At 59.8% G+C, this 19863-nt stretch carries 15 protein-coding genes; 5 read left to right on the top strand and 10 right to left on the bottom strand.

Features of this window, described 5'->3' with window-relative positions; genetic code table 11:
* Positions 1 to 2316 (top strand): pyrroloquinoline quinone biosynthesis protein PqqF, encoded by a 2316-nt coding sequence (gene pqqF, locus ACF8MC_RS03925; protein ID WP_164104938.1) that lies wholly within the window; start codon positions 1 to 3, stop codon positions 2314 to 2316.
* 405 nt (positions 2317 to 2721) lie between these two features.
* Here the strand turns inward: pqqF and ACF8MC_RS03930 are convergent, their stop codons facing one another.
* The 6 genes from ACF8MC_RS03930 to ACF8MC_RS03955 all read right to left on the bottom strand — a co-directional run bounded on the left by ACF8MC_RS03930 (position 2722) and on the right by ACF8MC_RS03955 (position 9122).
* Entirely contained in the window at positions 2722 to 4107 is a 1386-nt protein-coding gene (locus tag ACF8MC_RS03930; RefSeq protein WP_047567500.1) for a cytosine permease, read from the bottom strand.
* A 162-nt stretch (positions 4108 to 4269) separates the two neighbouring features.
* Positions 4270 to 5736 (bottom strand): aldehyde dehydrogenase, encoded by a 1467-nt coding sequence (locus ACF8MC_RS03935; protein ID WP_047567503.1) that lies wholly within the window; start codon positions 5734 to 5736, stop codon positions 4270 to 4272.
* Between the two features lie 11 nt (positions 5737 to 5747).
* On the bottom strand, positions 5748 to 6785 hold the full coding sequence (locus tag ACF8MC_RS03940; RefSeq protein ID WP_060430183.1) for an LLM class flavin-dependent oxidoreductase: 1038 nt from the start codon (positions 6783 to 6785) through the stop codon (positions 5748 to 5750).
* Between the two features lie 19 nt (positions 6786 to 6804).
* Positions 6805 to 7734, bottom strand: coding sequence for a flavin reductase family protein (locus ACF8MC_RS03945; RefSeq protein ID WP_164104937.1), 930 nt, complete (start codon positions 7732 to 7734; stop codon positions 6805 to 6807).
* Positions 7721 to 8548 carry an alpha/beta fold hydrolase gene (locus ACF8MC_RS03950; protein WP_033655041.1) on the bottom strand — a complete coding sequence of 276 codons (828 nt, stop codon included), beginning with the start codon at positions 8546 to 8548 and terminating at the stop codon, positions 7721 to 7723. Before ACF8MC_RS03950 ends, ACF8MC_RS03945 begins: the two co-directional genes overlap by 14 nt.
* Entirely contained in the window at positions 8520 to 9122 is a 603-nt protein-coding gene (locus tag ACF8MC_RS03955) for an amino acid synthesis family protein (RefSeq protein WP_041035081.1), read from the bottom strand. The genes ACF8MC_RS03950 and ACF8MC_RS03955 overlap by 29 nt, the downstream gene beginning before the upstream one ends.
* A 458-nt stretch (positions 9123 to 9580) precedes the next feature.
* On the opposite strand from ACF8MC_RS03955, the gene ACF8MC_RS03960 reads away from it, so the two are divergent.
* Positions 9581 to 10255: a GntR family transcriptional regulator gene (locus ACF8MC_RS03960; protein WP_239506342.1), complete on the top strand. Its 675-nt coding sequence runs from the start codon at positions 9581 to 9583 to the stop codon at positions 10253 to 10255.
* Between the two features lies 1 nt (position 10256).
* On the top strand, positions 10257 to 10553 hold the full coding sequence (locus ACF8MC_RS03965) for a DUF1330 domain-containing protein (protein ID WP_049212328.1): 297 nt from the start codon (positions 10257 to 10259) through the stop codon (positions 10551 to 10553).
* Positions 10554 to 10619: 66 nt separating this feature from the next.
* Here the strand turns inward: ACF8MC_RS03965 and ACF8MC_RS03970 are convergent, their stop codons facing one another.
* Complete coding sequence (locus ACF8MC_RS03970; protein ID WP_039566164.1) at positions 10620 to 10952, bottom strand: AprI/Inh family metalloprotease inhibitor; 333 nt, start codon at positions 10950 to 10952, stop codon at positions 10620 to 10622.
* Positions 10953 to 11050: 98 nt separating this feature from the next.
* Complete coding sequence (locus tag ACF8MC_RS03975) at positions 11051 to 12490, bottom strand: serralysin family metalloprotease (RefSeq protein WP_033648293.1); 1440 nt, start codon at positions 12488 to 12490, stop codon at positions 11051 to 11053.
* A 934-nt stretch (positions 12491 to 13424) separates the two neighbouring features.
* Here ACF8MC_RS03975 and ACF8MC_RS03980 point away from each other — a divergent pair.
* A complete protein-coding gene (locus ACF8MC_RS03980) occupies positions 13425 to 15518 on the top strand; it encodes a bifunctional diguanylate cyclase/phosphodiesterase (RefSeq protein ID WP_060446025.1) in 2094 nt (697 codons plus the stop codon).
* Here ACF8MC_RS03980 and ACF8MC_RS03985 read toward each other — a convergent pair.
* Entirely contained in the window at positions 15515 to 16711 is a 1197-nt protein-coding gene (locus tag ACF8MC_RS03985; protein WP_048321558.1) for an MFS transporter, read from the bottom strand. The genes ACF8MC_RS03980 and ACF8MC_RS03985 overlap by 4 nt on opposite strands.
* Before the next feature lie 149 nt (positions 16712 to 16860).
* Between ACF8MC_RS03985 and ACF8MC_RS03990 the strand changes: the two genes are divergently transcribed.
* Entirely contained in the window at positions 16861 to 17778 is a 918-nt protein-coding gene (locus tag ACF8MC_RS03990) for an ABC transporter substrate-binding protein (RefSeq protein WP_086556917.1), read from the top strand.
* A gap of 53 nt (positions 17779 to 17831) precedes the next feature.
* Here the strand turns inward: ACF8MC_RS03990 and ACF8MC_RS03995 are convergent, their stop codons facing one another.
* Positions 17832 to 19595 carry a sigma-54-dependent Fis family transcriptional regulator gene (locus tag ACF8MC_RS03995; RefSeq protein ID WP_164104936.1) on the bottom strand — a complete coding sequence of 588 codons (1764 nt, stop codon included), beginning with the start codon at positions 19593 to 19595 and terminating at the stop codon, positions 17832 to 17834.
* Positions 19596 to 19863: the final 268 nt, after the last annotated feature.

Raw genomic sequence — 19863 nt, forward strand, 5'->3', positions numbered from 1 at the left:
ATGACACCCGCCGGCGACTCGTGGCAGCTCGACAACGGTTTGGCCGTCAAGGCGATAAGCGATCCTGCCGCCGCGGGCGCCGCCGCGCTGGTGCGCATTGAAGCGGGCAGTTTTCAGGCGCCCGTCGCCTGGCCGGGCCTGGCGCATCTGCTGGAGCATATGTTGTTTCGCGGCAGCGCGAACTACGGCGTGCAAGATGGTCTGATGGCCTGGGTCGCCTCGGTGGGAGGCCGGCTGAACGCCACCACCCAGGCCTCGCAAACCGCCTTCTTCTTCGAGGTGAGCGCAGACCATTTGGCGCCGGGGCTGGCGCGGCTGAGCGATATGCTCGCCGCCCCGCAGCTGGCGGCCGAGGCGATCGCTCAGGAGATTGAGGTCATCGACGCTGAATATCGCCTGCTGCGCGCCGATGTGGAAACCCGCTGCGAAGCCGCGCAGCGACAGATGTTCAGCGGCCTTGACGCAATGCATCGCTTTCATATCGGCAGCCGCGCCGCCTTCGGCAGCGATATTTCCGCGTTGCAGCTGGCGCTGCGGCAGTTTTATCAGCGCTATTTTCGCGCGCCAAACCTGACGCTGTGGCTGCAAGGCCCGCAATCGCTGGCGCAGCTGCATGCGCTGGCCCAGCGCTACGGCAGCCGGCTGCCGGCGGGCAACGGCTCACCGCACGAGAGCTCACCGCCGCTGACCGCTGCGGAAGATTACACCCTGACGCTGCCCGGCACGCCGCAGCTGAGACTGGTGTTTGCCCTGCCGCGCTCCCATTCGCGCGGCTGGCTGCGGCGGCTGGAGCGCCTGCTGCTGGACGAAGCCCCCGGCGGGCTGCTGGCCCGGCTGCGCGCTCAGGCGTGGTGCGATGCCGTTCGGCTCGATTATTCGCGCTGCAGCGAGAACAACGCGCTGCTGAGTTTTATCTTTACCGTCAATCACGGTTCAGCCGCTGAGGCTGCCTGCATCGAAAGCGCCCTGCTGGCGTGGCTGCAGGCGCTGCAGGTGCTGACACCGGCCCAGCTTGCGCATTACGAGCGGCTGGCAAATCGCGATTTCCACCGTTTGGCGCCGCTCGACCAGCTGCGTGCCAGAGCGTTTAGGCTGCCGCCGGCGGAGCCGAACGACGATTGGCCACGGCATATTGCGGCGTTGATTAGCGCGCCGCGCCGTCGCCTGGCCGTGCGGCCCGAAGGCGGCGGTGAAACCCGTGAAATTCAAGGGCTGCCGCTGGCGCTTGGCCCCTTCGCCGGCGCCGCGCTGACGGCTACGACTGAACCCTTCCGCTTTTTCTCCTCCTCGGCGGCGCTGCCGCCCCCGACATTGCCTGCCGGCCTGGCGCCGGTGCGGCATCTGCGCCCCGACGAAGCGCAGCCGGTGCTGCTGCTGCGGCCGACGCCGTCCAGCCCCTTCAGTGATGCACAGGCCTACGGCTTACAGGCGGCGCTGCGCGCCGGGGCGGCCGAACTGGCGCATCGGGAAGGACATTTAAGCTTCGAACGCCACCAGGGTGCGTGGCTGCTGCAGCTGGCGGGCAGCCCCGCGCTGCTTTGCCACGGGCTGAGCGAGGTGAACCGGGCGCTGGCGGCGTTGCCGTCGGCCATTCTCAACGAGGCGGCGAGAAACCTGCGCCATACGCAGTTGCAAGAGCAAAACGACATCGCCATTCGTCGCCTGCTGGCCCAATTGCCCGCGGCGCTCAGCGCGCCGACAGCAACAGCGGTGCAGTGGCATGCCACCTTAGTCGGCGGCGATGGCGAGTTAAAACGGCAGCTGTCGCACCTGCTGTACGACTTCCCCTATCCCGTGGCCGCCGAGCCGCCGCTGCCGATATATCAGCATCATCGCCCCGTCACGCTGACGGAAAGCGGCGCCGAACACGCCTTGCTGCAGTTTTACCCGCTGCCGAACGGCGAAGCCGAAGGCCGTTGGGCGCTGCGCGTGCTGGCCCAGCTTTACGCGCCGCGCTATTTTCAGCGGTTGCGCGTGAATCGCAACGTGGGCTACGTGGTGCAATGCGCCTTCCACCGCTGCGCCGATGCCGAAGGCCTGCTGTTCGCGCTGCAATCCCCAACGTTCAACGTTGAACAGCTGCGGCAGTTAACCGACGAATTCTTACTACAGATGCGTCATGAGCTGGCGCACGTGGGCGCAAACGAGCTGGCGCAAATACAACAGGCGCTGCGGCAAAGCGTGCAGCGCCTCAGCGCCGAGCCATTGCAACGCGCCCGCGAAATCGCCCTGGAAAATCACGCAATCATTGCCGCCGAGCCCATGACATTGACGCAACTGGCCTATTGGCAGCAGCGGCTATTCGCCGCAGGCTGATGTTGCGTCGGAGCCAACCCGACGCAATATAAACGTAGCGAAACAACTAATAACCAGAGGGAGATATATCTCAATAATCGTGTTCCCTCCTGTAAGAACTACTTCGGGAAATTACTTGAATAACAGCATGTTGATTAATCGCCTAACCGACGCCCTCCTTTTCCTTTTATGCCAGGCATATATTCTTCGCTTTTTCATTCTTTTAAACTCATAAGCTAGCGATATATAAAACACCATGAGCAGCAACATTAATATAACAATCATAAGTTAGCCCAAATCCATTTAGCCATTTCATACGATTATTATCTAATTTAATAAATTAAAAAATTAGAAACATCCTGTTCTAAAAATTACTTTATCATATCACTCAAACCGGCCTTTTATGCTGGCCGGGATGCAGGAGAATTATAATTGCACCGCCCAGTTAGCCCGTCGCGAACAACACAATGGGTAGGCGATACCGGTCAGCACCATGCTGATCACCCAGGAAATGTCTGCGCCCGGGATCAGATTGGCGTAAGGGCCGGAGAAGAATGCGTTCTCGACGAAAGGCACCTGCACCGCAATACCGCCGAAATAAACGCCGAGCGCGCGGGTGTTTAGCAGGCCGTAGCGCCCGCCGTCGGCGCTGAAAATGGCCGAAATGTCATAGCGTTGGCGGTTAAGCAGGTAAAAATCAATCAGGTTGATCATGCACCAGGGGATCAGCACCGAAATCAAGGCAAAAATCAGGTTCAGGAACAGATGAACGAAGTTGGCCGAGGCAACCAGCGCCACCCACACAGCCCCCAGCAAAATCAGCGCCGAGAACAGCGTGCGTATACGCGCATTCGGCATCCACTGCGGTAAGAAGGTTTGTACCGCAGTGATGAGTGAAAGCACCGCGCCGTACAAATTCATCGAGTTATGGCAGATGATGTTGATCAGAAACAGCACCATCAGCACCGGCCCCAGCCCTCCCGTCGCCTGGCGCACCGCCTCCATGGCATCGTCGCTGCCGGCGACCAGATTGACCGCCACCACGCCGAACACGAAGGCCAAAATGGTGCCGCTGCAGGCGCCCAGGTAGGTATACAGGAAGGGTTTGGCAATGCCGACTTCCGCCGGCAGGTAACGCGAATAGTCTGACGTGTAGGGCGAGAAGCTGATTTGCCAGACGGCGCCGATGCAGAACGTGGCGAACCAACCGGCAATGCTGAACGATCCCCGCTGCCAAAAATCCGCCGGCAGCGGTTGAGAAAACATCAATACCAATCCGAGAATCAGCGCGCTGCCCATCACCCAGGCGCCGATTTTGTTGATCTTGTGGATGAAACGGTAGCCCACCACCCCGATCAACGTTGCCAACACCGCGCCAATCACCGTCGCCACGCCCATGTTCAATGACGGGATGACGTTATGGATGACCTTGCCGGAAAGCGTGATGTTGGAAATAAAGAACCCCAGATAGATCACCGTGGCGAACACGATCACCAACAGCGAGCCGTAGCGGCCAAACTGCGCCCGGCTCTGCACCATTTGCGGTATTCCGACCTGTGGCCCCTGGGCAGAGGTCAGCGCCAGAAAAATACCGCCGAACAGGTGGCCGGCGATAATCGCGCTCAGCGCCGAGAGAATATCGAGATGAAACGTTTGTGTGGAGATGGCCCCGGTCACCACCGCCAGCGGCGCAATATTGGTGCAAAACCACAGGGTAAACAGGCTGCGGGCATGGCCATGACGCTCCCCGGCGGGAACAAAATCTATCGACTTGTCTTCAATAAACGCGGTCTGCTCTGGCTGAGAGTTCATATATCCCCCGGTTAACGTGGATTATTATTTTTTACAGCGTGTTAGGGTGCGAATAGGTCGAAAAAAGCGTGCGTCTGCCCCGGCGACATTGCGGTCGCCTGTATCAATGCGATGAAAACGGGGCTGCCGGCGCGATCTGAAATCGTGCCTGATTGCGCTGACTCAGCGCATGACAAAGGGATCGTCTATCGGATCGTCGCTGGTGCGCAGCCACACCGTTTTGCTGGTGGTGTATTCCAGCGCGGCGTCAATCCCGCCCTCGCGGCCAAACCCCGACTGGCCGTAGCCGCCAAACGGCGCCAGCGGCGATACCGCTCGATAGGTATTCAGCCACACCACCCCCACCCGCAGGCGACGGGTCACCCGATGCGCGCGCGTCAGGTTCTGCGTGAAAATGCCGGCCGCCAGGCCATAGGCAGAATCATTGGCAAGCTGAATGGCCTCCGCTTCGTCCCTGAAGGTCAACACCGACAGCACCGGGCCGAACAGCTCTTGCTTCACGCACTCGGCGTCGGGTTGCGCGCTGCAATCGACAATCGTCGGCGGGTAGTAAAAGCCCGGTGAGTCGATCGCCGCGTGGCCAATCACCAGTTTTGCCCCCTGCTCCAGCGAACGGCTGACGATGGCGGCGATCCGCTCTTGCTGCTGCCTGGTGCAAAGCGGCCCGAACTGGGTGTCCGGGCGATCCGGCGGCCCGATGCGGATGCTGCGCACCTTCTCCGTCAGCCGGGCCAAAAACGTGTCCTTGATGCTTTCCGCTACCAGCAGGCGCGAGCCGGCTACGCAGCTCTGGCCCGACGCGGCGAAAATGGCCGCCACCTGCGCATTCGCCGCGCTGGTCAGATCCGCATCATCGAAAACGATAAACGGCGATTTTCCGCCCAGCTCCAGCGAGGTGCTGGCGAGGTTTTCCGCACTGCCGCGAACGATGTGCTTCGCGGTTTCCGCGCCGCCGGTAAAGGCGATGTGGTCTACCTGCGGATGCGCCGTCAGCACCGCACCACATTCGGCGGCAAAGCCGGTGATCACATTGCATACGCCGCGTGGAAAACCGGCCTCGTCTATCAGTCTGGCGAACGCCAGCAGCGGCGCCGGCGCGGTTTCCGCCGCTTTGACCACCAGCGTGCAGCCGGCGGCGATCGCCGGGCCGATTTTCACCGCCGCAAGAAACAGCTGGCTGTTCCAGGGCACGATCGCCGCCACCACCCCGATCGGTTCGCGACGTACCCAGGTTTCCATGTCGGCTTTGTCGATCGCCAGCACGCTGCCTTCCATCTTGTCGGCCAGGCCGGCGTAGTACCGGTAGTATTCCGCCACATAAGCGATCTGCGCCTGGGTTTCCCGGATGATCTTGCCGGTATCCAACGTTTCCAGCCGCGCCAGCTCGGGGGCGTGCTGCTCCAGCAAGTCGGCCAGCCGCAACAACAGCTTGCCGCGCGCGCCGGCGGTCATATCGCGCCACTCGGCCCCCTGGAAAGCCCGGTGCGCCGCCGCAACGGCGCGATCCACATCCTGCGCGCGGGCTTCCGCCACCTGCGCCCAGGGTTCGCCGCTCGCCGGGTTGATCGAGTCGAAGGTGGCCGAACCGGCGTCAAACCGGCCATCGATGTAGAGTTTGAACGATTCCATCAGCGCCTCCGTCAGTGAAATTCCGGCATCACGCAGCGAATGAACCGCTCCAGAGAGGCCTTTTTACGCGCAAAGCTCATGCCGCTGTCGATCCACAACGCAAACTCGTCATACCCCAGCGCCTCATATTTTTTCAGCCGCGTAATGACCTCATTGGCGGTGCCGATAGCCAGGTTGGTGCGCATCATCTCGGCGGAGTAATAGGTATTGGCGGCGATCTCTTCGTCGCTCAGCGGCTGAATCAGCCCTTGCCGCACCGGCCGCTGGTTCTTGAACCAGGCGCCGAAGTAGTGGTAGAAACGGTTGAGCTCTTCCGCCGCCAGGCGGGCGTCCACCTCATCTTCCGCTACGTAGCCATGCTGCAACAGCATGATCTTCAGCGGCTGCTCGGCGGCGAAGCGTGCACGCGCCTCGTTGAAACAGGTCACCAGCCGCACGATCTCCTCTTCCCCTTGATGAAGCGGCGTAACCTGAACGTTGCAGCCGTTTTGCACCGCAAATTCGTGGCTGTTGGGATCGCGCGCCGCCACCCAAATCGGCGGATGCGGCTGCTGTTTCGGCAGCGGCGACGAGGTGGTCGCCGGGAACGACCAGTATTCCCCCTGATGGGCATAGTCGCCCTGCCACAGTTTTTTCACCGCCGGGATCAACTCGCGCATGCGCTGCCCGGCATCCCAGGCGGTCAAACCGGGCATCAGCCGTTCGTATTCATAGGAATAGGCGCCACGCGCGATGCCCAGCTCCAGCCTGCCGCCGGTGATGATGTCGGTCATCGCCGCCTCGCCCGCCAGACGGATCGGGTGATTGAACGGCGCAATGATGGTGCCGGTGCCGAGCCGCACCCGCGAGGTGCGCCGGGCAATGTCCGCCAGATTGATGAACGGATTCGGCGCAATGGTGAAATTCATGCCGTGGTGCTCGCCGGTCCAGATGGCGTGCATGCCGCCGCGATCGGCGATTTCACACAGCTCGATCATCTCCTGGTAGAGCTTTTCCTGCGGTTCGTCGGGTAACGTTCGTTCCATATGCACGAATAAAGACAGTTTCATCACACTCTCCCGTTCAGCCTCAACCGGCGAATTGCTTGATGGCACCGCTGTGCTCATCGCCATAATAGATACCGTAATTGCCCACGGCGTTTTCTTTGACGAACCGGCCCAGCATCGATCGCAGCGCCGGATCCTTGATCGGCAGCCGCGCCAGCGTCGGCATGTCGAACCATTCCGCCGCGCCCAGCTGCGGCGTCAGGCTGCCGGCGTCGGTCGGCAGCGCGCACAGAAAAACGATGTGTTGCTGGTGCTTTTGGCGGTCGTCATAGACGGAATAGACGAAGCCCGGATGGGCATTAATGCCCAGCTGTTGCAGTAAATCTCCCAACGTTTCGCTGACGCTGCGTTTCTCCACCGCGCTGGACGGCAGTTGATAGCCGCCGTCATTTTGCCGCACCATCACGGCGTGCCCTTCAAACTCGATCAACGCGCTTACCACCACCTGCGGCCCACCAATCAGCGACTGCGCGTTTTGATAAGGCGTGAAATAAGCGCCGCGGTAATACCCCAGACCGGCGGTGGCGTTGGACTCGAACCCTTCGACCTTGCCGATCAGAATGGCATGGTCGCCGGCGTCCACCACCTGATGCAGCGAGCAGTCGAACCACGCCGAACTGTTATCGATAAGCGGCACCCGTGACGCGCTCCAGCGCCAATCGATCTGCGCAAAGCGGTCTTCGTTCTTTTGCGCAAAAATGGTTGAAGCCTCTTTTTGCTGTTCCGCCAGAATATTGATGGCGAAATGGCTGCACTGGGTAAAATGCGCCAGATTCGCCGAACGTTTATCGATGCTCACCAACAGCAGCGCCGGATCCAGCGACACCGACGAAAACGAATTGGCGGTGAAGCCAATCGGCTTCCCCTGCTTGTCTACCGAGGTCACAATGGTGACGCCGGTCATAAAGGCACCGAAAGCGTCGCGCAACTGCCTGCGTTTATCCGCGTCCATTTGCCGCTCCTAAAGTCAAAGGTTGCTCTGAGGTCAGAAAATCGAGCATCAGCGCGTTGACGCGTTGCGCATCGGTCAGACTGACCATGTGTTTGGCGTTCTCAATGATTACCGCGCGCCCGTTCGGTGCGGCCTGCGCCATTTGCCGCGCCATCTCCGGGCTGGAGTTGGCGTCGTGCTCGCCGGTCAGCACCAACACCGGGCAGCGGATAAGGTGCCAACGCTGGGCATACACCCGATCGCCGGTAGCAAACGCCTGATAGGCGCGGGCGTAGCCCGATATGTCCACCTGTTGCAACCAGCCGCCCACCTGCCGGCGCAGACGCTGTTCGGCGGGATCGGCGCCAAACCACCGGCTCAGCGGCGAGTCGAGCTGCGTCTGGCCGCTGGCCAACGCGCTGGCGCGTTGCGCGACCGCGGCGCTGGCCTTTGCTGAGCGCTGAAACACGCCGCTCATCACCACCGCGCGATTGACCCGCTCCGGATAATCGATCGCCAGACCGGCGGTGATCAACGCCCCCATCGAGTGCCCCGCCACCGCAGCGCTCGGCGCGCCCAGGGTATTTAAGAAGGCCGCCATCCAGCGCACGTAATCCTCCAGCGTCGCGGCGTGGGCGAAGCCTTCGCTTTCTCCGTGGCCCGGCATATCGACGGCGATGACCCGAAAGTGCGCGCTGAGCGCATCGAGCTGGGGATACCAGGCCTCCGCGTTCATGCCTACGCCGTGGATCAATACCAGCGGCTCGCCACGCCCGGCCTCCAAATACCCCACCCGCAAAGCGGGTTCAGACAGCTGCCGGATTGTTCTGATCATGGCCCAGCTCTTTCAGATCCAGATAACGGTTGCCGATGCGGTGGTGCGGCCGCCCCCCCAGCGCCGCGCCCAGTGCGATGACGATTTCATCGTCGAAGGGCGCGTCGTTGATGTTGAACTGAAATGTCAGGTAGTGCTCGCGGCTGCCTTCGTCGTTTTTCCCCATCATCGGGATCAGGATCGGCGCGTTGGCCGGCCCGCGGGTATTGTTGAACGCCAGATAGCTCTTGCCGTTGACCGCCGAACGGTAGTGGTTGCCGAAATGCAGCGTGTGGATCAGCGCCGAGGCATGTTCCAACTCGCCGCCCAGCCCCACCACCGCGCTTTTGCCGAAGGCTTCCACCCGCTCGCCGGAGCCGGCTTCTTTGAGGATCAAACCGGTCAGCAACTCGCCCAGCACCGGCGCCATTTCTCGAATCTTTGGCGCCAGATCCTCGACAAAGCCTTGCCCGGCCCAGGGGTTTTTAATCACCGCCGCCGCCGCGATCATCACCAGCGGTTTACTCGCCGATTTGCCGCCGTCGGCGTAGAGGGTTTCTGTGGAAACCAGGGTCTTGCGGATGTCTTGATGCATAAGGGACCTCGAAAAGTAAATCAAATGTTAATCAGATGTCGCGAGTCGAGGGTATAGCATCGGGCAGATTGGTATGTCAAAATTTGGTATACCATAATATGGTATTCTTATTTTCACTTGAGGCGGTAGAGCACATTTGAAAATAACAGCGGTTAATCAATGCATTAGTAAATTTTCGTGGACTTTGGCAGGGAATGAAACGCCGGCCACAACCGCGTCCGCTCAGCACCCTGTGCCCGTGCCGCAGCCGTTGAGCCAGCGGCTATCGGCACCGAAAAGCGGTTTTTTTAGGCTATCTTTCGATTTTGTGAGCTGCGGCAACATTCACCGTTTTGGCGATGCGGCGCGAAATCGGCCGCCGTTGCTTTGCAGGTTGGAAAGATGTTAATAGTACCGGGCAAACGGAAATACGCGTCGTTATCCGGATTAATGATGATCCACAAAAAATAGAGACAATTATGGTTCAGGCGTCATTGAAAATTGAGAATGCACCGGTCACCTTGCGCGAATTGGCATTGGCGAAAATTAGGCAGGCGATTATCTCAGGGTATTTTCAGGCCGGCGATCGTTTGGTGGAACGCAGCCTGTGCGAGGAGCTGGGCGTCAGCCGCAGCGTGGTGCGCGAGGTGATCCGTTATCTCGAAGCGGAGGGGCTCATTGAAACGCTCGGCAAGAAAGGGCCGATTGTCGCTATTCTGACCTGGGAAATTGCCGAGCAGATTTATACTATTCGCCTGCTGCTTGAACAGGATGCCGCTCACGACTGCGCCCTGAAAGCCGGGCCGGAAGATAAAAAGAAACTGCATGAAAAATTAATTGCGATTAATCAGGCGTCGGCCGGGCAGGACGATATTCAGCGCGTTGAAGCCTCGCAGACCTTTTATGAAACCATTTTCCAGGTGGCCCATCACGCCATCGCCTGGGAAATCGTTCAACGCCTGAACAGCCGCATCAGCCGCCTGCGCGCCCTGACCCTGAAAACCCCGGAGCGCCAGCTGGCCGGCTTCGAGCGCATGACGCGCATTTATCACGCCATCGAACAAAACAATCCGACGCAGGCCAGGCAAGAAGTCATCGATCACCTGACCGAGGCCGCCGCGCTGGCCAAGCGCATTCTGCAACAGGAGTCCTGAGATGCCCGCTTACTGGATTGCCCATGTTACCGTGAAAGATCCGCAGCAATATCAGCATTACATGGATTTGGCGCCCCAGGCGTTTCGCCAGTTCAACGCCCGTTTTCTCGCCCGCGGCGAACAGGCGCAAACGCTGGAAGGCCCATCGTTTGTGAAACATGTGCTGATCGAATTCGACGACTACGCCACCGCGTTGGCCTGCTACCATTCGCCGGCCTATCAGTTGGCGAAACAACAGCGGCGCCACGTGGCGGAAGCCATGATTACCATCGTCGACGGCTTGCCGCCCGCCCATTAAAAAGCCCCCGCCGTTACGCGGAGGCTGGGTGATGTAGGCGTGATAACCGCGTTCAGAAGCGCCGGGTCAGGCCGGCGTTTTCCGCTCGTTATTTCTCTTCAGGATCTTCCCAGTTTCAGCCCAGATCTGGCTGCGATAATGATCGTCTTCCTGAGAGAAGAAAAGTACGGTCAGCCCATCCTTGTCCAACAGCGCAATGCCATCGGGAGCAGGACGCCACGCCACAGGCTCTTGCGGCAAGACGTCGGGCGTGCAATCAGATAAAAATTTCAGGCTATAGCCGCCGGCCGATTCCACACTCTCCGCGTTGAGCTGCACAACACAAGACTTTGATTTATCACTGACCGTCCACTGCCCGGATAGCGTTTCGGCGGAAGGTAACACCAGACTGCTTGCCATAGAGGCTCCTGAAAACAAGAAAATTATTCCGACAAGAATAAATTTGCACATAGCTGGCCCATGCGAAACGGTGGGCATCATCGCCCACCGTTGCCGTTTTACACGATAAAGTCAACAGCGACGTCGGCCTGCCCGACGATGTGCACCAGGAAGTCTGGATTTGCACCGCCATGGATATTGAAGGCCAATTCACTCAGATTGCTCTGGGTATCATAGGATACCAGCGCCTCACCGGCCTGCCCGCTGAAATGATCGACAAACTGAATGAAATCACTGCCTTTAGCGCCCTGGTTGAAGAAGGACAGATCGATCTTGTCCTTGCCTGACTCAAAGTCCCAAATGGTATCAGGAGCCCGAACAGGCGAGTCATTCACATCAGAGAAGACAAAAATGTCGTTGCCTTGCCCTCCCCATAATTGATCCTGGCCCGCTCCACCGTAAATGACATCGTTGCCGGCGCCGCCTTTGAGCGTATTGTCTGCGTGATTCCCAACAATGACGTCATTACCTGAGCCCCCTATCGCGTTTTCGATGGTGACGCCAGCGGCGATGGAAACATTCCCTTTTAATCCCCCGACGTCGGAGAAAGCGCCTTCGTTCAAGTTGATACGTTGATTTTGGCTATACCCCGAGAAATCAAGGGTGTCATTACCGCCTGCATCCCAAACAGACATCACCAGTTTGTCGTGGCTGTCGTTGAGCGTATAGAAGTCTCGGCCTGTATTTGAATTAAACCCGTAAACGGTGTCGCCGGTTCGGGTGGTCATATTGGCGCCGTAAAGATGCTGGATGGCCGCGATATCATCAACCAGCGGCGCAGCGGCATAGTAATGGCCATGATCCGCGTTGGTAATGGATTCATTCCAGTAACTCATTACGCTAAACTGCCGGGTATCTTCGGCGTAAACTGCCTTGGTATAATTTGGGCTGCCTTGCCCCGCATTATAAGTGCCCGGGTGATCTAACCCGAGAGTATGGCCAACTTCATGGGTAATGGTTAAGCGGCCGTAATTACCTAGCTCAGGATGCAAATTTTCGGAGTGATTCTTAATGTTGTACCAACTTTGCCCATCAGAATTGAACCCCCTGTAATCATTGCCATTATATGAGAACGGTTTCAAGGCATACGCTTGTCCTGTCCCCTCATAATTGCCAAAGGTAATATTGGAGGGTTGGCCTGCGGCAACTTCGACAAATTTGATGTTGGCAACATCAGCCCAGGATTGCAAAGACAGCTTCGCCTGTTCTTGTTGCTGCTGCGTGAACGCGCTCAGCCCCGTATCACGTTCCGGGGAGCGGTGGCCCAGGTTCAGTTCGTTATAATCCCAATCCGGGAAGGAATAGGTCACCGTCGCCTCTTTTCCCGTGACGTGTACGCCATTCCAGGTTTTATCGCCGCGCGCGATCTGCAACCCCGCCTGATTTATGTCATAAGACGGTTTGTTATTTATCGTCAGACCATTTCCGCGTTCATGGTAGTGAATAAGATCGTTAACGCTGTCCCAACCCGTTTCGTTTCCATTCATGGTATTACCCATAACTTTCTCCACAAAGTAGCTAGTATTGCTATGACATCCGAAATGTCCCTTGGGGATAATCAAGATCCTGAGAATAGCGATCACCCGATACGCCCCACTCTTTTTGCCTATCCCTTTACAATTGACTTTTAACTACCCGATGCCTCCTTAACCCATGATTGAGAACTGATGCAACTGCGTGAGATCGCGATATTTCCGTGCAAAATGCACGGAAATAATAGGCGCATTGATCCGGCAAGGGTTTGATTCCAGAGTTTGCGCGTTGAGGCTAAGTTGAGATGCCGCTCAAAGGGGCGGATGACAACGGCCGTTCGATGCATTGTCTCGTTGCCAGAGACCACAGCAGACGTGGTCTCGTGTTGTGACCGTTGCCTGTTATCCGAACCGTTACCCGAAGAAAATTACGTGAATGCATTTGCGCCACCATCCAGTTTTGCTAATGATTATCATTCGCGAGGCTATCTCACACGTAAGCGAAGTGTCAACAGATGAAACAAAACATTTCTTGATTTGCATCATGATTTGTTTGCTAAGCCCCAGTGAACGGGCGATGACGGGCGTTGCAGAGTGCATAAAATGGCGTTTATCACCGTCTGGACTGCGGTTTTTGTCAGTGTTACCGCATAGAGCAGGCAGAATACCGTTCGGAAGTACATCATGGCGACTGAACATTTGGCCACAGAGAAACATCAGGAATGATTAATTTTCACGGCAATAACGCGGCGTGGTCCGATTACTTATTTTTCGCTGCAATATAAGGGATGCTTATAAATAACAGGAGTATTCCTAATGCGTTCACGCGGGATGTATTCCATGCTGGCGGGCCGATTTTTAGCCGCGCCCGCTGGCTATTCCCATTTTAATTGGCAAGACTATATTGAAAGAAGCTCTGCCCTAGAGCGAGAATATGGGTAATTTTCCGAGGAAATACCGCATGACCCTGTTGCCCAAGCAGAGCAATAACAAAAATCCGATTGATCTCTATGGCGAAATCGTAGACGACTTGCCCGGCCTGATTTGCTTCGGCAACCGCCTTGGCGGTTACTTCAATAAACAGTGGCGCGACTATACCGGCGCCATCGCCGGTGAACACGGCGCCGCCGACTGGCTCGATGCCCTGCACCCCGACGATCGCGAGCGGCTGGCCGCGCAATGGCGCCAGGCGATCGTGGCCCTTTCCTCGTTCGCCGGCGAAGCCCGCCTGCGCGATCGCAGCGGCGCCTACCGTTGGTTTATGCTGGCGTTCAACGCCCGGCAGGACGGCATGGCGCTGGAGCTCAGCTGGTACCTCACGGCGACCGACATCCATCCGCAAATGCTGCAGCGCCAGCAAAACGTTCAGGCGCTCTCTATCCAGCAAGACATGCTGGACGCCAGCGTCGACTGCATCAAAGTGATCAATCACGACGGCACGCTGCGCCACATGAACCGCTCCGGCAGCCTGGCCCTTGGCCTTGATCCGGCGCAAAAAGAGTTTGGCATGCCCTGGCTGGGGCTGCTGTCGCCCGAGATCCGGCGCCGCGGCAGTAAGGCGCTGCGCAGCGTCAGAGCCGGAAAGAATGCGCGCTTCACCGGATTGAGCGTGACGCCGCAGGGTAAAAAACAGCACTGGGACAACATTCTCACGCCGGTCAGCGACGAACACGGCGCCGTGGCCGAGATCTTGTGCGTCTCGCGCGACGTGACTTCACAGCGCGTGATGGAACAACGTCTGTTGCTCGCCAGCGAATATGATGAATTGACCGGCCTGCCCAACCGGCGCCTCTTCAAGAAAAAGCTGAAGCAAGAGATGAAGCGCGCCCTGCACGGCAACAAGTCCCTCGGGCTAATGCTGCTGGATCTTGACCACTTCAAGCTGGTGAACGACACGCTGGGCCACGCGGCGGGCGACCATCTGCTGCGGGTTTTGGGCAAAAGACTCAGCGCCTGCATGAATACGCACTCGTTTGTCTCCCGCCTCGGCGGCGACGAGTTTGCCGTGGTGATTAGCGACGTCGAAAACGAGCAGGATATTTTCCGCATCGCCAACAAGTTTCTGCTGCAGCTGGAGACGCCGATCACCCACGGCGGCAAGACGCTGCATTGCGGCATGAGCCTCGGCGGCGCCATCTATCCCAAAGACGCGCGCGACGCTTCAGAGCTGATGAAATGCGCCGATACCGCGCTGTATGAGCTGAAAGACGGCGGCCGCGGCGGTGTCTATATGTTCGACCGCAAAATGATGGACAAAGCGCGCGCCCGCGCCAGCCAGCTCAACTACGCACGCCAGATCGTGCGCGACAACTGCATCCGTCCCAGCTACCAGCCGAAGGTCTGCCTGACCGACGGCAGCATCGTCGGCTTTGAAGCGCTGCTGCGCTGGCACTGCCCGATCAACGGCGTGCAGTTGCCGGCAACGGTAAGCGAAGCGTTCAACGACTACGAGCTGGCGACCAAGATCAGCGAGGCTATGCAGCTGAAGGTCTTCGCCGATATCGCCCGCTGGCGCGCGGCCGGCGTGGCGGTGCGGCCCATCTCGCTGAACGTGTCGCCGATCGAGTTTTTACGCGACAACTACGCCGAAACCTTCCTGCAGCGCCTGCTGAAGTTCCACATTCCCCACCCTCTGATCGAACTGGAAGTGACCGAACACGCGTTCAACAAGCACGGCTCGAAGTACGTGCTGCGCGCGCTGCAAATGCTCAAGGAGATGGGCATCCGCATCGCGCTGGACGATTTCGGCACCGGCCACTCCTCCTTCAGCCATATCATGGATTACCCGCTGGACTGCATTAAGCTGGACTGCGACTTCGTTCAACGGATGAATACCGAACCGGCGATCCTGGCGATCGTGGAAAGCATCGGCATCCTCGGCCAAAAACTGTCGATCGATATCATCGCCGAGGGCGTGGAAACCGAGCAGCAGCGGCAAACGCTGTGCGAAGCCGGTTTCCATATCGGCCAGGGTTATTTGTTCAGCCGGGCTGTGGAATCCCAGCGGGTGCCCGAGCTGCTGCAGGCGATGCCGCAACTTGTCGACGGCCGTTAAGCGCCCCGCCGTTCGCCGAACGGCGCCAGCTGCATGCCGACCAGCGTCACCACGCAGATGAGCGCCCCGGCGTAGAAGGTGGAGGCGGAACCGAACAGCTCCCACAGGGTTCCGGCTCCGAGACTCGCCAGCAGCAACGCCACGCCGCTGATCAGATTGAACATGCCGAACGCGGTGCCGCGCAGGTGCGCCGGCGCGGTATGCGCCACCATCGCCGCCAACAGTCCCTGCGTCATGCCCATGTGCACGCCCCACAGCGCGACGCCAAACAGCACCCCGCCCCAATGATCGCTCAGCGCCAACACCACATCGGCGGCGATCAGCACCAGCAGCCCGGCTTTCAGCAATCCTTCATGGCTCATGCGATCGGACAGTTTACCGAACGGATAGGCCGAGCAGGCGTAGACGAGATTCATGGCGACCATCACCAGCGGGATCAACGCCAGCGGCGTGCCGCCCTGCTGCGCCTTCAGCACCAGGAACGCTTCGCTGAAGCGCGCCAGCGTGAAGACGGCGCCGATACCCACCACCCACCAATAGCCGCGCCCCAGCAGCCGCAGATTGGCGCGGGTGATCGGGTTGGTGCGCTTGTGGGTTATCGCGGCGGCCGGCTCTTTCAGGCCAAAAAACAGCAGCGCAATCGCCAGCGCCGCCGGGATCGCCGCCACCCAAAAGATGGCGCGAAAATCGTTGTGCCACAGCAGCATCAGGCCGACGGCCAGCAGCGGCCCTAAAAAGGCACCGACGGTATCCAGCGACTGGCGCAGCCCGAAGGCCGCACCGCGAATCTCCGGCGGCGTCACGTCGGCCACCAGGGCATCGCGCGGCGCCCCGCGGATGCCTTTGCCCACGCGATCCAGCAGGCGCGCGCTCATCACCATGCCGGACGACGACGCGATGGCGAAAAACGGTTTGCTGATGGCACCCAGCCCGTAGCCCAGCAGCGCCAACCCTTTGCGCTTGCCGAGGTAATCGCTCAGCACGCCGGAGAACACCTTGACGATCAATGCCGTCGCCTCCGCCAGCCCTTCGATCAGCCCGATGACGATCACGCTGGCGCCGAGCGTCGTCGCCATAAACAGCGGCAGCAGGCTGTGGATCATTTCCGAGGAGACGTCCATCAGCAGGCTCACCCCACCCAACACCCACACGCCGCGCGGTATGCGGCCCAACGTAGCGAAACGCGACAGCATGGTTCATCCTCGAGAGATTCAGCGCCACCGGCGGCGCTTCATGACATTTCCAAGATTGGATAGTTGATTTTGTTCGTTCACAGATCTGCCGCCTTTAGAGATAGTGCAACGACCTTGTGACACCCATAATAATGAAGGTAATTAACATAATGATATATAGCAAAAAGATGATTGTGATGGCGGCGCTGCTGAGCTTTTCCGCCGCGGCCGCGCCAGGGGTGGATCTCGTCGCCAACGAAACGCCGATCCACACGGTGAAGAGCGCCGAAGCCGTGGCCAAAATCCCCGCCGGCTTCCGGTTCGTGGAACCCGGCACGCTGACGGTGGCCATTTCCCTGCTGGGCAGCGGCCCGCCATTCGGCCTGTACGCCCGCGACAATAAAACGGTGATCGGCAGCGAGGCGGACATCGCGCGCCTGGTGGCCGACGGCTTGGGATTGAAACTCAAGCTGGTGCCCACCTCGTGGGAAGACTGGCCGCTGGGGGTGGCCTCCGGCAAATATGACGCCGCGGTTTACAACATCACCGTAACCAACGAACGCAAGACCAAATTCGATTTCGCCACCTATCGCCAGGATACGCTGGGGTTCTACGTCAAATCCGACAGTAAAATCACCCAGATCAACACCGCGCCGGATATCGCCGGCAAGAAGATCATCGTCGATTCCGGCACCAATCAGGAAGCGGTGCTGCTGGCCTGGGACAAGGAGAACCGCGCCAAGGGACTGGCGCCGCTGCAGCCGGTGTACGTCACCGACAAGGCCGCCTCCACGCTGGCCATTCAGTCCGGCCGCGCCGACGCCACCTTCGGCCCCAACGTCTCCGGCGCTTATCAGGCGCGGCTGACCGGCAAAACCCGGCTGGTAGGCATCGTGCCCGGCGGCTGGCCGAAGACCGCCAACATCGCCGTCACGCTGAAGAAAGGCAATGGCCTGGTGGATGCAGTGCAGGCATCGCTCAACAGCGCCATCGCCAACGGCAGCTATCTGCAGGTGCTGGATCGCTGGGCGGAGAGCGACGAGAAGATCGCCCATTCGGAGATTAACCCGCCGGGGCTGGGGGATTGAGAGAGCAACAGGCTCCGCGCAGCGGGGCCTTATCGCCGCTCAATCGAGAAGTGTCATTCCGCCGCCGCTTTCTGCCTTCCCAGCTTGCGGTACAGCGTGCTGCGCGAAACGCCGAGCGCCTTGGCCGCCCGGCTGAGGTTGCCGCCCGCCCTGTCGATCGCCGCCTGCAGCGCCTCCAGGCCGGTATCGGCGCTCTCTTGGCGCGGCGCCAGCACCGCGATGGACTGAGGCAGATCGTCCAGAGTGAGCACCGCATGATCGTCCGCCAGCGCCAGCAGCACCTTGAGCGTACTCAACAGCTGCCGCACGTTGCCGGGCCACGGGTAGCGCGCCAGCATCGCCAGCGCTTCCGGCAGCAGGCGAATGTCGCGCCGCTCACCGCCCAGCTCTCGCCACAGCTGCATAATAAAGGCCTCCAGCTGCGCCCGCTCTCGGAGCGGCGGAATACGCAGGCTGTATTCCTGTATGCGGTACAGCAAATCCTCGCGAAACGCCCCCGCCTCAACCTGCCGAGGCAGATCGTGGTGCGTGGCGCAGACCAGCGCGAAATCGACCGGATAAGCGCTGCGGCTGCCGAGCGGCGTGACCGTTTTTTCCTGTAACACCCGCAGCAGCCGCGTTTGCAGGCCCGCCGGCATGTCGCCGATTTCATCGAGGAACAGCACGCCGCCGTCCGCCTCGCGGATCTTGCCGATATAGCCTTTCGGGTTGGCGCCGGTAAACGCCCCCGGCGCATAGCCGAACAGCTCGGATTCGATCAGCGGTTCAGGCAGCGCCGCGCAGTTGATCGCCACGAAGTTGCCGTTGCGCCAGCGGCTCTCTTGAAACAGGCGTCGGCTGAAGTGCTCTTTACCGCAGCCGGTTTCGCCGGTCACGCACAGCGAAAGGCCGGCATTGAGGATCCGCAGCGCTTTCTGATGCTGCTCGTCATGCCGTTCCGCCGGCGGCGTGGAACGCAGGGCGCTGACGCGGCGCTGCGGCGCCTCGAGCAAAGAATAATAGTGCCGTTGATTGCCGGCCAGCGTCTGACGCGGCGCGCCGGAGGGCTGTCGCAACAGATCGGGGAACAGCTGGGCGAACTCGACGGAGCCGAATGCGGCCGGCGAGAGCTGAAACTCCATCATCGCCAGCCGATTGGCGGCGACCAGCACTTCGTCGTGAAACACCAGCAGCAGCTCCTGCGCGCTGCCCAGACGACCGGCATCGGCGTGCAGGCGCAGCGTCCAGTGACGATCGGCGATCGCGCTTCTGACCCAGCGGTGTTCAATATGCCGCACCGCCTGCATGATCAGGCGCTGCGCATCGCGATACGGCCGCTGCGCGGGGGCGGAGAGATCCAGTATGCCGGCAATGCGGCCATCCGGCCGATAGATCGGCGCGGCGGTGCAGTTCAACCCGGCGTTTTGGTTGAGGAAATGCTGGTCGCCGCGCACTTCGCAGAACGCGCCCAGCGCCAGCGCGGTGCCGATGGCGTTGGTGCCCCGCTCCGCTTCTCCCCACTGGTTGCCCGGCGCCAGCGCAAAGCGCGACGCCTTGTGCAAAAAGTCGGTATTGCCGCGGGTTTCCAGCACCAGCCCGTCGGCGTCCGCGATCACCACAATGGCGGGCTGGCGCGTAATTTGCGCGCCCAGCTGCTCGATCAGCGGCTGTACCCGTTGCGGCACCCAGTCGTTGCGGCTGCGCAGCTCTTCGAGCAGTCCGGCTTTGATAAACGGGATATGGCGATCGGCGCGCGTCAGGCCGTAGCCCCGGCTGCGCTGCCAGGATTCCGCCAGCGGACTGGCGCCCTCGGTGGGCAAGCGGTCGTCAGGCAACATGCGTTTCTCCCCCGTTCGCGAGTGTTGCAAATATGTACCACAGATGTGTACCAAGTGTTGCGACACGGGACACAAAAAAACACCGACGGCGGCGGAATCGCCCGATTCGCTAAGCCACATCATTTTTTAACACGCTAATAAATAAGCCCTTTTAATCAGCATTCTCGCCTTTTGTTAATCTGGCACGCGCCGTGCTTCTCTGTGCTGCGGCGGCATGCCGCATTCACAGGCGCAGCCCAATAGCGCTGATTTTCATCTGCAGAGAGGT

It is taken from the genome of Serratia sp. LACPHL-BACT-2024-00286 (genome assembly GCF_043109535.1).
Taxonomy (GTDB): domain Bacteria; phylum Pseudomonadota; class Gammaproteobacteria; order Enterobacterales; family Enterobacteriaceae; genus Serratia; species Serratia sarumanii.

Bases quoted from the DNA above. Each gene is read 5' to 3' on its own strand.
- pqqF (WP_164104938.1), top strand. From the start codon at position 1: ATGACACCCGCCGGCGACTCGTGGCAGCTCGACAACGGTTTGGCCGTC.
- ACF8MC_RS03930 (WP_047567500.1), bottom strand. From the start codon at position 4,107: ATGAACTCTCAGCCAGAGCAGACCGCGTTTATTGAAGACAAGTCGATA.
- ACF8MC_RS03935 (WP_047567503.1), bottom strand. From the start codon at position 5,736: ATGGAATCGTTCAAACTCTACATCGATGGCCGGTTTGACGCCGGTTCG.
- ACF8MC_RS03940 (WP_060430183.1), bottom strand. From the start codon at position 6,785: ATGAAACTGTCTTTATTCGTGCATATGGAACGAACGTTACCCGACGAA.
- ACF8MC_RS03945 (WP_164104937.1), bottom strand. From the start codon at position 7,734: ATGGACGCGGATAAACGCAGGCAGTTGCGCGACGCTTTCGGTGCCTTT.
- ACF8MC_RS03950 (WP_033655041.1), bottom strand. From the start codon at position 8,548: ATGATCAGAACAATCCGGCAGCTGTCTGAACCCGCTTTGCGGGTGGGG.
- ACF8MC_RS03955 (WP_041035081.1), bottom strand. From the start codon at position 9,122: ATGCATCAAGACATCCGCAAGACCCTGGTTTCCACAGAAACCCTCTAC.
- ACF8MC_RS03960 (WP_239506342.1), top strand. From the start codon at position 9,581: ATGGTTCAGGCGTCATTGAAAATTGAGAATGCACCGGTCACCTTGCGC.
- ACF8MC_RS03965 (WP_049212328.1), top strand. From the start codon at position 10,257: ATGCCCGCTTACTGGATTGCCCATGTTACCGTGAAAGATCCGCAGCAA.
- ACF8MC_RS03970 (WP_039566164.1), bottom strand. From the start codon at position 10,952: ATGGCAAGCAGTCTGGTGTTACCTTCCGCCGAAACGCTATCCGGGCAG.
- ACF8MC_RS03975 (WP_033648293.1), bottom strand. From the start codon at position 12,490: ATGGGTAATACCATGAATGGAAACGAAACGGGTTGGGACAGCGTTAAC.
- ACF8MC_RS03980 (WP_060446025.1), top strand. From the start codon at position 13,425: ATGACCCTGTTGCCCAAGCAGAGCAATAACAAAAATCCGATTGATCTC.
- ACF8MC_RS03985 (WP_048321558.1), bottom strand. From the start codon at position 16,711: ATGCTGTCGCGTTTCGCTACGTTGGGCCGCATACCGCGCGGCGTGTGG.
- ACF8MC_RS03990 (WP_086556917.1), top strand. From the start codon at position 16,861: ATGATATATAGCAAAAAGATGATTGTGATGGCGGCGCTGCTGAGCTTT.
- ACF8MC_RS03995 (WP_164104936.1), bottom strand. From the start codon at position 19,595: ATGTTGCCTGACGACCGCTTGCCCACCGAGGGCGCCAGTCCGCTGGCG.